Source organism: Chenggangzhangella methanolivorans, assembly GCF_019797865.1.
GTDB classification, from domain to species: Bacteria; Pseudomonadota; Alphaproteobacteria; order Rhizobiales; family Methylopilaceae; genus Methylopila; species Methylopila methanolivorans.
Genome location: NZ_CP081869.1, coordinates 3,034,563 through 3,051,113 on the forward strand (window position 1 = coordinate 3,034,563; position 16,551 = coordinate 3,051,113).

The 16,551-nt window shown below is 68.1% G+C and carries 10 protein-coding genes and 5 pseudogenes; 5 read left to right on the forward strand and 10 right to left on the reverse strand.

What is annotated here, in order from left to right; all coding sequences use genetic code 11:
• Positions 1-26: 26 nt before the first annotated feature.
• Positions 27-1,479 (reverse strand): annotated as a pseudogene (locus tag K6K41_RS15905) (amino acid permease).
• Positions 1,480-1,783: 304 nt separating this feature from the next.
• Between K6K41_RS15905 and K6K41_RS15910 the strand changes: the two are divergent.
• Positions 1,784-3,250: pseudogene (locus K6K41_RS15910) on the forward strand (helicase HerA domain-containing protein).
• 150 nt (positions 3,251-3,400) lie between these two features.
• Here K6K41_RS15910 and K6K41_RS15915 read toward each other — a convergent pair.
• From K6K41_RS15915 to cyoA, 8 genes and pseudogenes are all read right to left on the reverse strand, one after another.
• Positions 3,401-3,938 (reverse strand): annotated as a pseudogene (locus tag K6K41_RS15915) (response regulator transcription factor).
• Positions 3,928-4,773 (reverse strand): sensor histidine kinase, encoded by an 846-nt coding sequence (locus tag K6K41_RS15920; RefSeq protein WP_261401331.1) that lies wholly within the window; start codon positions 4,771-4,773, stop codon positions 3,928-3,930. The pseudogene K6K41_RS15915 and the gene K6K41_RS15920 overlap by 11 nt, the downstream one beginning before the upstream one ends.
• A 258-nt stretch (positions 4,774-5,031) precedes the next feature.
• Positions 5,032-5,247 carry a hypothetical protein gene (locus K6K41_RS15925; RefSeq protein WP_261401332.1) on the reverse strand — a complete coding sequence of 72 codons (216 nt, stop codon included), beginning with the start codon at positions 5,245-5,247 and terminating at the stop codon, positions 5,032-5,034.
• Positions 5,222-5,911 (reverse strand): SURF1 family protein, encoded by a 690-nt coding sequence (locus tag K6K41_RS15930; RefSeq protein ID WP_261405754.1) that lies wholly within the window; start codon positions 5,909-5,911, stop codon positions 5,222-5,224. The genes K6K41_RS15925 and K6K41_RS15930 overlap by 26 nt, the downstream gene beginning before the upstream one ends.
• An 85-nt stretch (positions 5,912-5,996) precedes the next feature.
• Positions 5,997-6,437 (reverse strand): cytochrome o ubiquinol oxidase subunit IV, encoded by a 441-nt coding sequence (gene cyoD / locus K6K41_RS15935; protein ID WP_261401333.1) that lies wholly within the window; start codon positions 6,435-6,437, stop codon positions 5,997-5,999.
• Entirely contained in the window at positions 6,437-7,084 is a 648-nt protein-coding gene (gene cyoC, locus K6K41_RS15940; protein WP_261401334.1) for a cytochrome o ubiquinol oxidase subunit III, read from the reverse strand. Before cyoC ends, cyoD begins: the two co-directional genes overlap by 1 nt.
• 4 nt (positions 7,085-7,088) lie before the next feature.
• Positions 7,089-9,095, reverse strand: a complete 2,007-nt coding sequence (gene cyoB / locus K6K41_RS15945) for a cytochrome o ubiquinol oxidase subunit I (protein ID WP_261401335.1) — start codon at positions 9,093-9,095, stop codon at positions 7,089-7,091.
• Positions 9,096-9,099: 4 nt separating this feature from the next.
• Positions 9,100-10,260 carry a ubiquinol oxidase subunit II gene (gene cyoA / locus K6K41_RS15950; RefSeq protein ID WP_261401336.1) on the reverse strand — a complete coding sequence of 387 codons (1,161 nt, stop codon included), beginning with the start codon at positions 10,258-10,260 and terminating at the stop codon, positions 9,100-9,102.
• A gap of 219 nt (positions 10,261-10,479) precedes the next feature.
• Between cyoA and K6K41_RS15955 the strand changes: the two genes are divergently transcribed.
• Together K6K41_RS15955 and zwf are read left to right on the forward strand one after the other, a co-directional pair.
• Complete coding sequence (locus K6K41_RS15955; protein WP_261401337.1) at positions 10,480-11,787, forward strand: MFS transporter; 1,308 nt, start codon at positions 10,480-10,482, stop codon at positions 11,785-11,787.
• A gap of 113 nt (positions 11,788-11,900) precedes the next feature.
• A pseudogene (gene zwf, locus K6K41_RS15960) lies at positions 11,901-13,360 on the forward strand (glucose-6-phosphate dehydrogenase).
• Between the two features lie 63 nt (positions 13,361-13,423).
• On the opposite strand, the pseudogene K6K41_RS15965 reads toward zwf, so the two are convergent.
• Positions 13,424-13,977, reverse strand: a pseudogene (locus K6K41_RS15965) (GcrA family cell cycle regulator).
• Between the two features lie 451 nt (positions 13,978-14,428).
• On the opposite strand from K6K41_RS15965, the gene K6K41_RS15970 reads away from it, so the two are divergent.
• Positions 14,429-15,601: an aspartate aminotransferase family protein gene (locus K6K41_RS15970; RefSeq protein WP_261405755.1), complete on the forward strand. Its 1,173-nt coding sequence runs from the start codon at positions 14,429-14,431 to the stop codon at positions 15,599-15,601.
• Entirely contained in the window at positions 15,598-16,530 is a 933-nt protein-coding gene (gene argF, locus K6K41_RS15975) for an ornithine carbamoyltransferase (RefSeq protein WP_261401338.1), read from the forward strand. The genes K6K41_RS15970 and argF overlap by 4 nt, the downstream gene beginning before the upstream one ends.
• The last annotated feature ends 21 nt before the right edge of the window (positions 16,531-16,551 follow it).

The window sequence follows — 16,551 nt, forward strand, 5'->3', positions numbered from 1 at the left end:
CTTTTCTTATGTTCCGGCGAAGAACCTCACGCCGTCCCCGCCTGCTTCTGCACCGTCGAATGGTGGCGGCTGTAGGCGAAGTAGATCACGAAGCCGATCGCCATCCAGACGATGAGCCGGATCCAGGTGTCGAGCGGCAGCCCCGCCATCAGCGCGAGGCAGAACAGGATGCCGAGGATCGGGATCACGGGAACGCCTGGAACCTTGAAGGGGCGGTGCGCGTCGGACTCGCTGCGGCGGAGATAGATCACCGCGCCGCAGACGAGGATGAACGCGAACAGCGTGCCGATCGACACCATCTCGCCCAGAAGCCCGATCGGCAGAAGGCCGCCGATCAGCGCCACGCAGCCGCCGATCATGTACTGGCTGACATAGGGCGTGTCGTATTTCTCGTGGATTTTCGAGAACACCGGCGGCAGCAGGCCGTCCTTGACATCGTGAAGAAGATGCGGCTCTGGCCGTAGAGCAGCACCAGCATCACGGTGGTGAGGCCCGCGATCGCCCCGATCTTGATCGGCCATGAGAACCAGCCCATGCCGACAGCGTCCGCGCCCTTGGCGATCGGGTCCGGCACGTTGAGGTCGGCGTAAGGCACCAGACCCGTCAGCACCGCGGCCACGAGGATGTAGAGCACGGTGCAGATGGCGAGCGAGCCGAGGATGCCGATCGGCATGTCGGTTTGGGGCTTCTTGGCTTCCGAGGCCGCGGTGGAGACCGCGTCGAAGCCGATATAGGCGAAGAACACGACGCCCGCGCCGCGCAGCACGCCCGACCAGCCATACTCGCCGAACTCGCCCTTGTTTTCCGGGATGAACGGGGCCCAGTGCGAGGTGTCGACGTAGAACGCGCCGATCACGATGAAGCCGACCACGACCGCGAGCTTCACCACCACCATGATGTGTTGAGCCGCGCTGACTCCTTCGTGCCGCGCGCCAGCAGGAAGGTGAGCGTCATCACGATGAGCGCGGCCGGCAGGTTGAAGATGCCGGTCGCCTCCGAACCGTCGGCGAGCTTCACCGTGGCGCCGAGCGAGTTGGTCAGCTGAGGCGGGAGGAAGACGCCGAGGTCGCGCAGGATCGACACCATGTAGCCCGACCAGCCGACCGAGACGGTCGCCGCGCCCATGGCGTATTCGAGCACGAGGTCCCAGCCGATGATCCAGGCGAAGAACTCGCCGAGCGTGGCGTAGGTGTAGGTGTAGCTCGATCCCGAGACCGGGATCAGCGCCGAGAGCTCCGCATAGCAGAGGCCGACGAACGCGCAGGCGACGCCGCCGAGCGCGAAGGACAGCATGATGCCGGGGCCGGCGTATTTCGCCGCCGCGGTGCCGGTCAGCACGAAGATGCCTGCGCCGATGATGCAGCCGATGCCGATCGCGACGATCGACAACGCGTTCAGCGATTTGGAGAGCGAATGGCCGTCCTCGTCGCCGGTGAGATCTTCGAGCTTCTTGCGGATGGTCAGCGTCGACGCGTTCATTCCCGGTCCTCCACGGAGGCGCGTGGCGGGCACGCGCGTGCAGGGATGTGCGTGATTTCTCAGCGCAATCTGCGCGCTGGTCTTTCGATCATTGGCCCGAGGAGTTCGAAAGCAAGGCGCGGGCCGGGCGAATGGCGCGAAGTTTCAGAAAAATGTCACTCTTTCGTCATCGCCGCCGCGGCATGGCGACCGATGAGGCGCTTCTTGGGGACAAGCTGCGGCTGCGCTTGGACTCTCGAGCCCTGATCAGACAGGGTCTTTCGCGGCCTGTCGTGCGGGCGGGCCGGCGCGTTTTGGGAACGGCATGACCATCGCGATCGACATCGGCCAGAAGGCGAACGGCCAGCCGGCGGCCTTCGACCTCGAGGAGCTGCTCGCGACGCGCCTGTTGGTGCAGGGCAATTCGGGCTCGGGAAAATCGCATCTGCTGCGGCGCCTGCTCGAGCAGAGCGCGCCCTGGGTGCAGCAATGCGTCATCGATCCGAGGGCGACTTCGTGACGCTCGCGGATGTCTTCGGCCATGTCGTGATCGACGCGGCCGCCTGCGAGAAGGAGCTCGTCCAGATCGCGGACCGGGTGCGGCGCCATCGGGTGTCGGTGATCTTCAACCTCGAGGGGCTCGAGGTCGATCGTCAGATGCGGGCCGCGGCGCTGTTCCTCAACGGGCTGTTCGAGGCCGACCGCGACCTCTGGTACCCGATGCTAGTGGTGGTCGACGAGGCGCAGCTGTTCGCGCCGGCCGCCTCGGGCGACGCCGACGAGGAGGCGCGCCGCCAGTCGCTCGCCGCCATGACCAACCTCATGTGCCGCGGCCGCAAGCGCGGGCTCGCGGGCGTCATCGCCACGCAGCGCCTCGCAAAGCTCGCCAAGAACGTCGCGGCCGAGGCCTCGAACTTCCTGATGGGCCGCACCTTTCTCGACATCGACATGGCGCGCGCCGCCGATCTTCTCGGCATGGAGCGCCGGCAGGCCGAGACCTTCCGCAATCTCGAGCGCGGGCGCTTCGTCTCGATCGGGCCGGCGATCGGCCGCAAGCCCGAACCGGTGAAGATCGGCGCGGTGAAGACGGTTGCGCGCGGCGGAGGCCCGAAGCTGACGCCGCTCCCCGGAACCGCGGTCGAGGACGCCGCCGGCCTCATATTCCGCGCCGGCGCCGACGAGCAGCCCGGCGCGCGTGGCGCCGCGTCCGGCCGCGCCGGACGTCATGGCGCAGATCGATCAGGCCCGCCGCGACGCCGAGCCGCCGGCGCCGTCCGATCTCTTCGCCGGCGCCGAGCGCGACGAGACGATCGCAAAGATCATCGCCGAGATGATGCAGGAGCCCGACGCCGGGTTTCAGCCGGTCGCGATGCTCTATCAGGATTTTCTCGTCCGCTGCCGCATCGCGCGGCTACCCGGCGAGGCTCCGGACCTGCCGCGCTTCCGCAAGGCGCTGGCGCTCGCAAAGGCCGGCGTCGAGCAAGGCTCGGCGACCGAGGACGACTGGAGCCAGGCGACGCTCATCGCCGCCTCGCTCCCCGAAGACATGCGCGGCGTCTTCCTGCTGATCGCCAAGGCCGCGCTGGGCGAATCCCCGTGCCCGTCGGACGACGACATCGCCCGCGCCTACGGCACGCGCTCTTCCGGTCGGGCCCGGCGGCTGCTCGCTTACATGGAAGAGCGCGGCTTCATCCAGACCGCGACGGACCTCAAGGGCGCGCGCATCGTCACGCTGCCTGACCTCGGCTGGCGCACGGCCCCGGGGGGCGTGGGCCTCGCGCGGGTGGGGTGAGCGAAGGCTGAAACGAACTGCGTGCTTCGAGACGCGGCCCTCGGGCCGCTCCTCAGCATGAGGGATGTTTCAGCGTCCAAACGGTCCTCATGCTGAGGAGCCTTGGCGAACAGCCAAGGCGTCTCGAAGCACGCACTCCGTCTTAGCCCTTCACTTCACCCGCTGCTTCTCGAGCTTCCTCGCCAGCGTCCGCCGGTGCAGCCCGAGCCGCCGAGCGGTCTCGGAGATGTTGAAGCCTGTCTCCATCAACGTCTCGTGGATGCGTTCCCATTCGAGGTTCTTGATCGAGGTCGGCCGCACCACAAGCGGGGCGTCGACGTCGCCCGCGGCCCGGCTGAAACGCCGCCTCGATGTCGTCGGTGTTGGAGGGCTTGACCAGGTAGTGGCAGGCCCCGAGCTTGATCGCCTCCACGGCCGTCGCGATCGAGGCGAAGCCGGTCAGCACCACGATGAGCATGTCGGGATCATGCGCGTGCAGCGCCTGCACGCAGGCGAGGCCGGACGCGCCGCCCGAGAGGCGCAGGTCCACCACGGCGTAGCCGGGCGTGCGCGTCGCGATCAGGACCTTGAGCTCTTCGAGGCTTCCGGCGGTCAACGCCTCGTAGTCCCGGCGTTCGAAGGAGCGCTTCAGCGTCTTGGCGAATTTCTCGTCATCGTCGACGATCACCAGCAGGCGTTCAGGCGGCATCGGCGTCTTCCGGTTCGATCGCAAGCGTCGCGAGCGGCAGGGTCAGCGTCACGATCGCGCCGCCGGCCTCCCGGTTGGCCGCCGCGACCGCGCCGCCGAGCTTGCGCATCACGTTGACGACGAGAAACAGTCCGAGCCCCCCGCCAGGTTTACCCTTGGTCGAGTTATAAGGCTTTCCGAGGTTCGCGATCACCTGCGACGAAAATCCCGGGCCCCGGTCGAGCACGCGCAGCGCCAGCAGGTCGTCCTCGCGCACCGCCGTCACCGTGACCTTTTCGGGCGAGGCTTCCGCAGCGTTGTCGATGACGACGGCGATGACCTGCTTGAGCGCGGGATCGGCGAGGATCGGAACGTCCTCCTCGATGCGCTCGACGAACTCGATCAGCGTGCCGGGATGGGCGGAGCGGCGGTCGTCGAGCACTTCGGCCAGGAAGGCGCGCACGGTCGTGGCCTCCGGAGCCTCGCCGCGCGCCTCGCCGGCCGACAGCAGGATGCCGGAGACGATCGACTTGCAGCGACGCACCTCGGCCTGCATGTCGGCGATTTCGTCCAGGATTTCAGGCTCCTTGGCGAAGGAGGGCATGCGCCGCCAGTCGCTCAGGATGACGTCGAGGGTCGCGAGCGGCGTTCCGAGCTCATGGGCGGCGCCGGAGGCCAGCAGCCCCATGCGAACGATGTGGTCCTCCTCCGCCTCGCGCTGGCGCAGCGCCGCGAGGCGCGCGTCGCGCTGCTTCAGGTTCCGCCCGATGCGCGCGACGAAAACGACGAGCAGCGCCGCGTTGAGCGCGAAGCACGCCACCATGCCCTGCACATGCAGGCGGAACAGCTCCTCCACGCCGCCTTGGGGCAGGATGAGCGGCAGGTGATAGCGGTGAGGAAGGCGAAAGCCGTGACGGTGATCGCGACGCCCAGACCGACCAGGCCTCGAGCAGAACCGCGCCCAGCATCGCGTGCAGCAGGAACAGGAAACGCGAACGGATTGGTGGCCCCGCCGCTCAGATAAAGCTGGGCGGTGAGCGCGAGCGCGTCGAAGGCGAGCTGGCCGAAGAGCTCGGCGTTGGTGCGCGCGCGCGCCAGCGAAGGCGCGACAGGGTCAGGAGGTTGAGCGCGACGAGGCTCGCGGCCACCAGTCCCATGGCGACGAGCGGCAGGCGGATGTCCATGCCGAAACGACCAGCGCGATGGTCGCGACTTGGCCCACCACCGCGATCCAGCGCAGCTCGACGAGCTGCAGCATGTTCTTGCGGATCGCGGCGTCGTCGGCGCGTGCGGCGCCGGGCGCGTCAGCGGCGTCGAAGCGCGCGTTCATGGGCGAACAGGATCGCGGCCCCGCCCGCGACCATCGCGGCGAGAGCGAACCAGGTAAGGGCGTAGACGAGGTGGCTGTTGCGGAACGAGACCACGGTGAGGCCGCCGACGGGCAGTCCGCCGGGATTTTGCGTCGCGTCGGCGTCGATGAAGTAAGGGGCCACGCCTTCGAGCCCGCGCGCGGCGGCGATCGCCGCCACGTCGCGCGATGTCCAGCGCTCGGCGCCGGGGTCGTTGGCCCGCAGGAAGCCGCCGCCGGGTTCGGAGACGCGCAGGAGCCCAGTCACCGCGACAGGCCCGGCGGGCGTCATCGCCTCGGCCTCGCCGCGCTTGTCCGCGGGCACGAAGCCGCGATTCACCAGCACGGTGAAGCCCTGCGTGGTCTTGAGGGGGGCCAGAACCCAGAAGCCCGCGCCCTGTTCGGTCACGGCCTGGGTCAGCGCGGTCTTGCCGGGAATGAACGCGCCCGCGGCGATCACGCGGCGATACGCGTCGCGGTCGGCGGAGGTCTCGGGCCATTCCGCCGGACCCGGGGCGGCGACGGGCGCTGCATGGATGCGGGCGTCGACGCGCTCGATCAGGTCGAGTTTCCAGACGCGGCGCTCGAGCTGCCAGACGCCCAGCGAAACGAACCCGCCGAAGATGACAAGCGCCGCGAGGCCGATCGCGGCGAGCGCGGCCGCCGATCGCGGCCGCCGGCCGGCGCTCGCGTCGTCGCGGACGGCGAAACGGCCGCGAGCGCCGGGGAGCTCATCTCGCGCCGTTCTCGGGCTGAACGAGCGGGGTCGTGCCGTTCATCTCATGGAGACCCGGCGTCATGTTGGCGTGCAGGTGGAACATCACCCAGAACGAGCCCGCGAGCGTGATCACCACCAGAACCACGGTGAAGATCATGGCGAGCATGGTCCAGCCGCCTTCGGATTTCGGGCTCATGTGCAGGAAGTAGATCATGTGCACGAAGATCTGCGCGACCGCGAACAGCAGGACCACGACCGCGGCGGTGGTGGGCGAGCGGAACACGTCGCCCATGATCAGCCAGAACGGGATCGCGGTCAGGATCGCGGACAGGATGAAGCCCGTCACATAGTCCCGCATCGTGCCGTGATGGCCGCCGCCCTCATGGTGGTGGTCGTCGTGGCCGTGACCATGGCCGTGGGCGTCGTGCGCGGGGGTCTCGGCGTGCGTCGCCATCACAGCGTCCCCATCAGATAGACGAAGGTGAAGACGCCGATCCAGACGACGTCGAGGAAGTGCCAGAACATCGACAGGCACAGCAGGCGGCGGCGGTTCTCGGGGATCAGGCCGCGCTGCGCGACCTGGAACATCAGCGTCACGAGCCAGATCATGCCGAAGGTGACGTGCAGGCCGTGCGTGCCGACGAGCGCGAAGAAGCTCGACAGGAAGGCCGAGCGCTGCGGCGTCGCGCCCTCGTGGATCAGGTGGTGGAACTCATAGAGCTCGACGCCCAGGAAGGCCGCGCCGAACACGCCCGTGACGCCGAGCCAGAACAGCGTGGTGCCGACCCGGTTCTTCGCCATCTCCAGCATGGCGAAGCCGTAGGTGATCGACGAGAACAGCAGGAAGGTGGTGTTGAGCGCCACCAGCCCGAGGTCGAACAGGTCCTTGCCCGAAGGGCCGGCGGCGTAGTTGCGGCCCAGCACGCCGTAGCAGGCGAACAGGACCGCGAAGATGAGGCAATCGCTCATCAGATAGATCCAGAAGCCGAGCAGCGTCCCGTTCTCGGGGTGGTGCTCGGTCTTCAGGAAGAAGACCCGGCCGTCGTCCGGCTTCTCAAGCGCCGCGTCCTTGTGGGCGGCTTCGAAGGTGGTCGCGGTCATCGGGTCAGGCCTTGGCGCTGGCGAGGAGGCGGGTGCGGGCGCGTTCGGTCTCGATCACCTCCGAGGCCGGGATGTGGAAGTCCCGGGCGTAGTTGAAGGTGTGCAGGATGACGGTCGCGAGCAGGAGCGCGAAGCTCGCGGCGACGAGCCACCAGATGTGCCACACGAGGGCGAAGCCGCACACGACGCTGATCCCGGCGAGGACGATGCCCGCCCAGGTGTTCTTCGGCATGTGGATCGGGATGAAGCCCTCGGTCGGCCGCACGTAGCCGCGCTTCTTCATGTCGTGCCAGGCGTCGAGGTCATGGACGACCGGCGTGAACGCGAAGTTGTAGGCGGGCGGCGGCGAGGAGGTCGACCACTCGAGCGTGCGGCCGTCCCAGGGATCGCCGGTGACGTCCAGCAGGCTCTCGCGCTTCTGGAAGCTGACGAAGAGCTGCCAGAGGAAGGCCGCGATGCCGGCCGCGATGAGCGCCGCGCCGAGCGCCGCGATCACGAACCAGATCTGGAGCGAGGGATCCTCGAACTTCGACATGCGGCGGGTCACGCCCATCAGGCCGAGCACGTAGAGCGGCATGAAGGCGATGTAGAAGCCGATCGTCCAGCACCAGAACGAGACCTTGCCCCAGAACGGATCGAGCTTGAAGCCGAAGGCCTTGGGGAACCAGTAGGTGATGCCGGCGAACAGGCCGAACAGCACGCCGCCGATGATCACGTTGTGGAAGTGCGCGATCAGGAACAGCGAGTTGTGCAGCACGAAGTCGGCCGGGGGCACGGCGAGCAGCACGCCGGTCATGCCGCCGATGACGAACGTCACCATGAACGAGATGGTCCACAGCATCGGAACGTCGAAGCGGATGCGGCCGCGATACATCGTGAACAGCCAGTTGAAGATCTTCGCGCCCGTCGGGATCGAGATGATCATCGTCGTGATGCCGAAGAACGAGTTCACGCTCGCGCCCGACCCCATCGTGAAGAAGTGGTGGAGCCACACGAGGTAGGACAGGATCGTGATGACGACGGTGGCGTAGACCATCGAGGCGTAGCCGAAGAGGCGCTTGCCGCAATAGGTGGACACGACCTCGGAGAAGATGCCGAAGGCCGGCAGGATCAGGATGTAGACCTCCGGGTGGCCCCAGATCCAGATCAGGTTCACGTACATCATGGCGCTGCCGCCGAAGTCGTTCGTGAAGAACGCGGTGCCGACGTAGCGGTCGAGGCTGAGCAGCGCCAGGACTGCGGTGAGCACCGGGAAGGCGGCGACAATCAGCACGTTGGTGCAGAGCGCGGTCCAGGTGAACACCGGCATGCGCATCATGGTCATGCCGGGCGCGCGCATCTTCACGATGGTGGCGACGAGGTTCACGCCCGAGAGCAGCGTCCCGACGCCCGCGATCTGCAGCGCCCAGATGTAGTAGTCGACGCCGACGCCTGGCGAGGCGTGGATCCCCGACAGAGGCGGATAGGCGAGCCAGCCGGTCGCCGCGAACTCGCCGATGAAGAGCGAGGCCATCACGAGGATCGCGCCGCCCGCCGTCATCCAGAACGAGAAGTTGTTCAGGAAGGGGAAGGCGACGTCGCGCGCGCCGATCTGCAGCGGCACCACGTAGTTCATGAGGCCGGTGACGAGCGGCATCGCCACGAAGAAGATCATGATCACGCCATGGGCGGTGAAGATCTGGTCGTAGTGGTGCGGCGGCAGGTAGCCTTCGGCGCCGCCGTGCGCGATCGCCTGCTGAATGCGCATCATGACGGCGTCGGCGAAGCCGCGCAGCAGCATGATGAGGCCGAGGACCACATACATGATCCCGATCTTCTTGTGGTCGATCGAGGTCAGCCAGTCGCGCCAGAGCACGCCCCAGACGCGGTAGTAGGTCATGGCGCCGAGGACGCCGACGCCGCCGATCGCCACCGCGGCGAAGGTCGCGATCAGGATCGGCTCGTGGAACGGAAGCGCGGCGAAGGTCAGCTTGCCGAACAGCACGCTTTCTGAGGTCGGTGCGGGCGTCATGGCGTCACTCGGGGCTGCGGGCGGAGGGCCGCTCGGAAGTGTCTTCGGCGCGCGCGAAGGCGACGGCCGTGGTCGAGGAGGCGTCGGCGCGGCGGCCGAGCGGGGCCGGCAGCGGCGCTTCGACGGTGAGGCCGTCGCGCGGCGCGTCGGTGGTGCAGGAGACGGCCGAGACGAAGCGCTTCTTTGCGGTCGTGCCGTCGGGGCGGGTCTGCTCGAAGGCGATGACGTTGTTGACGCCCTCGCGTCCGCCGCCGCCGCGCTTGTCGGCCGCCATCATGTCCTTGACGCACATCTTGGCGCGGTCGACGCAACGGTTGAGGACGGCGTCGTAGAGGCCGTCCTCGACCGCCGACCAGCGCTTCACCGGGTCGGCGATGCTCGGCTGCTCGAGCTCGGTGTAGCCGGCGCGGTCGAGCGTGGCGTTGGCCTCCTTGGCCTTTGCGATCCAGGCGTCGAAGCCGGCGTCGTCGAGGCCGTGGAAGCGGAAGCGCATGTTGGAGAAGCCGGCGCCGCTGTAGTTCGCCGAGAAGCCCTCGTAGTCGCCCGCCTTGTTGATGACCGCGTGGAGCTTCGTCTCCATGCCGGGCATCGCGTAGATCATGCCGGCAAGCGCGGGCACGTAGAACGAGTTCATCACCGTCGAGGAGGTGAGCTTGAAGGTGATCGGCCGGTCGACCGGAGCCGCGAGTTCGTTGACGGTCGCGACGCCGTATTCGGGATAGAAGAACAGCCACTTCCAGTCGAGCGCGACCGCCTGGACCTCGAGCGGCTTCACGTTCTCCGGAATGGCGCGATTGGCGTCGAGCCGCTCGAGCGGGCGGTAGGGGTCGAGCAGATGCGTCGACACCCAGGTGATCGCGCCGAGCGCGATGATGATGACGAGCGGCGCCGCCCAGATCACCACCTCGAGCGAGGTCGAGTGGTGCCAGTCGGGATCGTATTTCGCTTCCTTGTTCGAGGCGCGGTAGCGCCAGGCGAACAGCAGCGTCAGCGCGATCACCGGAATGATGATCAGCAGCATCAGCGCGGTCGAGACCAGGATCAGGTCGCGCTGTCGGACGGCGATGTCGCCGGATGGATTCATCACCACCATTTCGCAGCCGGCGAGCAGCAGCGAGAGCGGCAGGAGGGCAAGGAGCTTGAATGCGCGCACGGGCGGACCCATGGTTCGAACGGGCTTTGGGGCGTCGACGCCGGACTAGGCCTTTTCGACCTTCGACCGACATTGGACGGTTTGTCCTATCGGCGGCGATGCGTCCACCGCATTAGACATCCGCGCGCGAAAGCAATCGGATTTGAACCGCGGCGGTTGCGGAGGCATTGTGTCCGATGCGGGCGGTCCCGCAAGAGGGACCGTTCCGCTCGCGAAGGAGCATGTGACGAGATGAGCCACGACGTCGCCCTGCCGGCCGGCGCTGAAGGCGCCCACGCCGATCACAAGATCTCGCCCGGCGAGATCGCGCTTGCGGTGGTCATCGGGCGCACCTCGGAGTTCTTCGACTTCTTCGTCTACGGCATCGCCTCGGTGCTGGTGTTCCCGGCGCTGCTGTTCCCCAATTCGAACCCGCTCGACGCGACGCTCTACTCCTTCGCGATCTTCTCGCTCGGCTTCGTGGCGCGTCCCTTCGGCTCGGTGCTGTTCATGTGGATCGGCCGCGAGCACGGCCGCGGCGTGAAGATGACGATCGCGCTGTTCCTGCTCGGCTCGTCGACCGCTTCGATCAGCTTCCTGCCCGCGCATGGCCAGATCGGCGTCGCGGCCGTGGTCATCCTGGCGATCTGCCGCATCGGCCAGGGCCTCGCGCTCGCCGGCGCATGGGACGGCCTCGCCTCGCTGCTCTCGCTCAACGCCCCGGCCGGCAAGCGCGGCTGGTACGCGATGATGCCGCAGCTCGGCGCGCCGTTCGGCTTCATCATGGCGGCGGGCCTGTTCGCCTTCTTCGTGAGCGTCCTCTCGGTCGAGGACTTCCTCGACTGGGGCTGGCGCTATCCGTTCTTCACCGCCTTCGCGATCAACGTGGTGGCGCTGTTCGCGCGGCTTCGCCTCGTGCTCTCCGACGCCTATGAGCAGCAGTTCGAGACGCGCCAGCTCGCGCCCGTAAACGTGTTCGAGCTGCTGCGCTTCCAGTGGAAGAACGTGATCCTGGGCGCCTTCGCGCCGCTCGCGAGCTTCGCGCTGTTCCACCTCGTGACGATCTTCTCGCTCTCCTGGGTCACCCTCTTCCAGGGCGTGACCGCCAAGGAGTTCCTGCCGATCGAGATTCTGGGCGCCTGCTTCGGCGCGGCGGCGATCGTCGCGTCGGGCGTGATCGCCGACAAGATCGGCCGGCGCACGCTGATCGGCGTCGCCGCGACGCTGATCGCGATCTTCAGCTTCATGATCCCGGCGCTTCTCGGCGCGGGCTACGCCGGCGACGTCGCCTTCATCCTGATCGGCTTCACGCTGCTCGGCCTCGCGCTCGGCCAGTCGTCGGGCGCGCTTACCTCGAACTTCGCTTCGAAGTACCGCTACACCGGCGCGGCGCTGACCTCCGACCTCGCCTGGCTGATCGGAGCGGGCTTCGCGCCGCTCGTGGCGCTCAGCGTCTCGTCGAAGTTCGGCCTCGCTTTCGTCGGCCTCTACCTGCTGTCGGGCGCGGTGTGCACGCTGCTCTCGCTCTACCTCAACCGCCAGCTGGTGGTGAACGACTGAGCTTCTCCCCAAGGCCTGCGACAGCGGGCGGCGCCGCAAAACCTGCGACGCCGCCCTAGCCTTATGTTCCGCGGGCGTCTCACGGGACGGCGCCCCGACATGGGGGCGCGGGCATGTCCAGGAAAATTCCTCCAGGCGTCGGGCCGAAGCACCCGCAAGTCGTGGCGCTGTTCGGCGCGACCGGCGACCTCGCCCGCCGCAAGCTGATCCCCGGACTGTTCCATCTCGCCAAGGCCGGATTTCTGCCGGGCGCGCGGATCGTCGGCGTCTCGCTCGACGAGCTCGACCGCGACGGTTTTCTCGGGATCGCCAAGGGCTCGCTCGACCAGTTCGCGACCCGCAAGGTCGGCGAGGCGGACTGGAGCGCCTTCGCAGAGCTGATCGACTACGTGCCGATCTCGGCCGGTCCCGAGGCGCTCAAGGCCGCGGTCGGCCGCGCGGGCGAGGCGCTCGGCGCGGACGCGCGCTTGCTGCACTATCTCAGCGTTCCTCCGAAAGCCGCGCTGTCGGCGGTCTCGATGCTGAAGGACGCCGGGCTGGTCGAGGGCGCCCGCATCATCATGGAGAAGCCGTTCGGGACCGATCTCGCGAGCGCGATCGACCTCAACGCGCAGCTCCACCGCGTGTTCTCCGAAGGCCAGATCTTCCGGATCGACCATTTCCTCGGCAAGGAGCCGGCGCAGAACATCCTGGCGTTCCGCTTCGCCAACGGCCTGTTCGAGCCGATCTGGAACCGCAATTTCATCGACCACGTCCAGATCGACGTGCCCGAGACGCTCGGTCTCGGGAGCCGCGCCGGCTTCTACGAGCAGACCGGCGCGTTCCGCGACATGGTGGTGACGCACCTGTTCCAGATCCTCGGCTTCATGGCCATGGAGGCGCCGACCTCGCTCGAGCCGAAGCCGATCTCGGAGGAGAAGAACAAGGTCTTCCGCTCGATGGCGCCGCTCGATCCGGCCAACGTCGTGCGCGGCCAGTACAGCGGCTATCGCCAGGAGGAGGGCGTCGATCCGGAGTCCGACGTCGAGACCTTCGTGGGCTCAAATGCCAGATCGACAACTGGCGCTGGGCCGGCGTGCCGTTCTTCCTGCGCACCGGAAAGCGCCTCGCCGAAGGAAGCCGCATCATCTCGATCGCGTTCCGCGAGCCGCCCAAGAGCATGTTTCCGGCCGGATCCGGCGTCGGCGCGCAGGGGCCCGACCACCTCACCTTCGACCTCGCCGACGCCTCGAAGGTGTCGCTGTCGTTCTACGGCAAGCGGCCGGGTCCGGGGATGAAGCTCGACAAGCTCTCGCTCCAGTTCGCGATGAGCGACACCGGGCTCGTGGGCGACGTGCTGGAGGCCTATGAGCGGCTGATCCTCGACGCCATGCGCGGCGACCACACGCTGTTCACCACCGCCGAGGGCATCGAGCGGCTCTGGGAGGTCTCGACGCCGCTGCTCGAGACGCCGCCGCCTGTCAGGCTCTACGAGCCTGGCTCGTGGGGGCCGAAGTCGATCCACCAGCTGGTGGCGCCCCACGCGTGGCGGTTGCCGTTCGAGCGGGCCTGGCGGGTGAAGCCGGAGGCCTGAAGTCCGGACATGAAAAAGCCGGCGCGCCCGATCGGGCGCGCCGGCTCGAAAGTCGCGGCAATCTCAGTGCGTCGGGACCGAGACCCGGCGGTTGCGGCGGTCGTTGACCGGCTGATAGGCGATGCCGGCGTGGTGCGGGCAATAGGCCGTGCCCGGGGTCGAGCGTCCGCCGCAGAAGCGGAACTCGGGCTGGCTCGGGTCGCCGAGCGGCCAGCGGCACATGTTCTCGCGCAGCTCCATGATGGTGACGCGTTCGCACACGAACTCGGTCTCGACGACCTCGATCGGCACGATGCGGGGAGCCGGAGTCGGGCGCGGCGCGGGGGCCGCCGACATGGCGAGCGCTGCGCCGCCCTGAGTGGCGTAGGTCGGGCGATGGACCTGACCCGGGGCCGAGACGGGCCGGCGCGGCTGGTTCGCGGCCGGCGCGGGCTTCGGGCGCATCCGCGAGACGGTCGATGTCGGGGCCTTGGCGCGGCCCGACAGGCCGAGCCGGTGCACCTTTCCGATGACCGCGTTGCGGGTGACGCCGCCGAGCTCGGCCGCGATCTGACTGGCGCTCAGGCCTTCGGCCAGCGCTTCTTCAACAGTTCGACGCGCTCATCGGTCCACTGCATGGGATCCTCCGCTCGGTCGAAGTCCACCCGCGGAATCCGACGTCCCTCGCCGAGCGGCCTTTCGGGCGTCCGGACGCTTCGCCGCCTGATTCGTTGGGTTACGAACCTCTGCACGACCCGTCGTGCTTAACGCTCGGTAAACTATGATAGGGCCCGACTCAGCGTAAAGAGTCCGGAATGCAACACTGGGGTTTTCCCCAGGTGGTTGGTCCGGGCCGCGTCGGCGGCGTCCCTGATCGGGACTTGAGCGTCAAGCCTCAAGGACCTGAAGGCGCTGGACGATTGACAGCGGCCCTTGGCTTCACGATTATCCCGCGCGCAGGAAGGGCCGCCCCGGCTGGAGCGGCTCTTTTCTTTTTTCGGCCGCGGCCTGGCGCCGCGGCCCCTGTCGAAAAGGGGGCGGCGAGGACCGCCCGTCGAGGTGACGCCCGTGTCCGACCAGTCCGCGCTCATGCCCGTCTTCGCCCGTGCGCCGCTCGCCTTCGAGCGAGGCGAGGGCTGCTGGCTGATCGCCGAGAACGGCGACCGCTATCTCGATTTCGGCTCCGGCGTCGCGGTCAACGCGCTTGGCCATGCGCATCCGCATCTCGTCGAGGCGCTGAAGACTCAGGCCGAGGCCGTCTGGCACGTCTCGAACCTCTACCGGATCCCGGGCGGAGAGCGGCTGGCGCAGCGACTGTGCGAGGCCTCCTTCGCCGACGTCGTGTTCTTCTGCAATTCGGGCGCGGAGGCGCTCGAGGCGTCGATCAAGCTCGCGCGCAAGCATTTCGCGCACAACGGCCAGCCCGAGCGTTATCGCCTCATCACCTTCGAGGGCGCGTTCCACGGCCGGACGCTGGCGACCATCGCCGCGGGCGGGCAGCAGAAATACATTGAGGGTTTCGGACCCAAGGTCGACGGCTTCGACCAGGTTCCGTTCGGCGATCTTGAGGCCGTGAAGGCCGCGATCGGGCCGGAGACCGCGGGCGTGCTGGTCGAGCCGCTGCAGGGCGAAGGCGGCGTGCGCGCGGTCCCGCCCGCGACCATGCGGGCGCTCCGCCAGATCTGCGACGACAACGATCTGCTGCTGGTGGTCGACGAAGTCCAGACCGGCGTCGGGCGCACCGGAAAACTGTTCGCGCATGAGCATTCGGGCGTCACCCCCGACGTGATGGCGCTCGCCAAGGGCATCGGCGGCGGCTTTCCGCTGGGCGCGTGCCTCGCCACCCGCGAGGCCGCCGACGGCATGACGGCCGGCGTTCACGGCTCGACCTTCGGCGGCAATCCGCTCGCCATGGCGGTGGGCAACGCCGTTCTCGACGTCGTGCTGGAGCCGGGCTTCCTCGAAAACGTCAGCCGCATGGGGCTTTTGCTGAAGCAGAAGCTTGCGGGCGTCGTGGACAGCCATCCGGATCTGCTGGCGGACGTGCGCGGCGAGGGCCTGCTCACGGGCCTCAAATGCCGCGTGCCCAACACCGAGGTCGCGGGCGCGCTGCGCGACGCCAAGCTCCTGACGGTCGGAGCCGGCGACAACGTCGTGCGGCTGATCCCGCCGCTGATCGTGACCGAGGCCGAACTCGACGAGGCCGTGTCCCGGCTCGAGGCGGGTCTCTCCAAGCTTGAACAGCGGAGCGCCGCAGAATGACCGCCGGCGGACTGCGCCACTTCCTCGACCTGTCGGATTTCTCGCAAGGGTCGCTCCGCTCGATGCTCGACGCGGGCCGCGACATCAAGGCCCGCCGGCGCACGCCCGCGGCCGAGGGCGACAAGCCGCTCGCCGGCAAGGTCGTGGCCATGGTGTTCGAGCAGCCGAGCCTTCGCACCCGCATGTCGTTCGACGTCGGCATCCGCGAGCTCGGCGGCGAGCCCGTGATGGTGACCGGCAAGGAGATCGAGCTTGGCGAGCGCGAGGCGATCGCCGACACCGCGCGGGTGCTCTCCCGCTTCGTCGACGCGATCATGATCCGGATGCTGAACCACGATCAGCTCGTGGAGCTCGCGACCTACGCCACCGTGCCGGTCATCAACGGCCTCACCAAGCGCTCCCATCCCTGCCAAGTGATGGCCGACCTCCTCACTTTCGAGGAGCGCAAGGGGCCGATCAAGGGCCGCCGCATCGCCTGGACGGGCGACTTCAACAACGTGCTGGCCTCCTGGATGCACGCCGCCGCGCGCTTCGACTTCCAGCTCGCGATCGCGACGCCCGAAGAGCTGCAGCCGCGCGCCGACCTCGTGGCCTGGGCCAAGGACCAGGGCGCGGACGTGATCGTCGGGCGCTCGCCCGAAGAGGCGGTCGAGGGCGCGGACGCGGTCATCACCGACAGCTGGGTCTCGATGGGCGACGCCGACTGGGAGCGCCGCCACAACCTGCTCACTCCCTACCGGGTCGACGAGCGCATGATGGCCCGCGCCGGAAAAGACGCGATCTTCATGCACTGCCTCCCCGCCCATCGCGGCGAGGAAGTCACCGACGCGGTGATGGACGGTCCCCAGTCGGCGGTGTTCGACGAGGCGGAGAACCGGCTCCACGCCCAGAAGGGCGTGCTGGCCTGGTGCTTTGGGGCGGTGGCGTAAGGCGCCGTGCTCTCGTCCCGG

Bases quoted from the DNA above. Each gene is read 5' to 3' on its own strand.
- K6K41_RS15925 (WP_261401332.1), bottom strand. From the start codon at position 5,247: ATGAACGCGCGCTTCGACGCCGCTGACGCGCCCGGCGCCGCACGCGCC.
- cyoD (WP_261401333.1), bottom strand. From the start codon at position 6,437: ATGGCGACGCACGCCGAGACCCCCGCGCACGACGCCCACGGCCATGGT.
- cyoC (WP_261401334.1), bottom strand. From the start codon at position 7,084: ATGACCGCGACCACCTTCGAAGCCGCCCACAAGGACGCGGCGCTTGAG.
- cyoB (WP_261401335.1), bottom strand. From the start codon at position 9,095: ATGACGCCCGCACCGACCTCAGAAAGCGTGCTGTTCGGCAAGCTGACC.
- cyoA (WP_261401336.1), bottom strand. From the start codon at position 10,260: ATGGGTCCGCCCGTGCGCGCATTCAAGCTCCTTGCCCTCCTGCCGCTC.
- K6K41_RS15955 (WP_261401337.1), top strand. From the start codon at position 10,480: ATGAGCCACGACGTCGCCCTGCCGGCCGGCGCTGAAGGCGCCCACGCC.
- K6K41_RS15970 (WP_261405755.1), top strand. From the start codon at position 14,429: ATGCCCGTCTTCGCCCGTGCGCCGCTCGCCTTCGAGCGAGGCGAGGGC.
- argF (WP_261401338.1), top strand. From the start codon at position 15,598: ATGACCGCCGGCGGACTGCGCCACTTCCTCGACCTGTCGGATTTCTCG.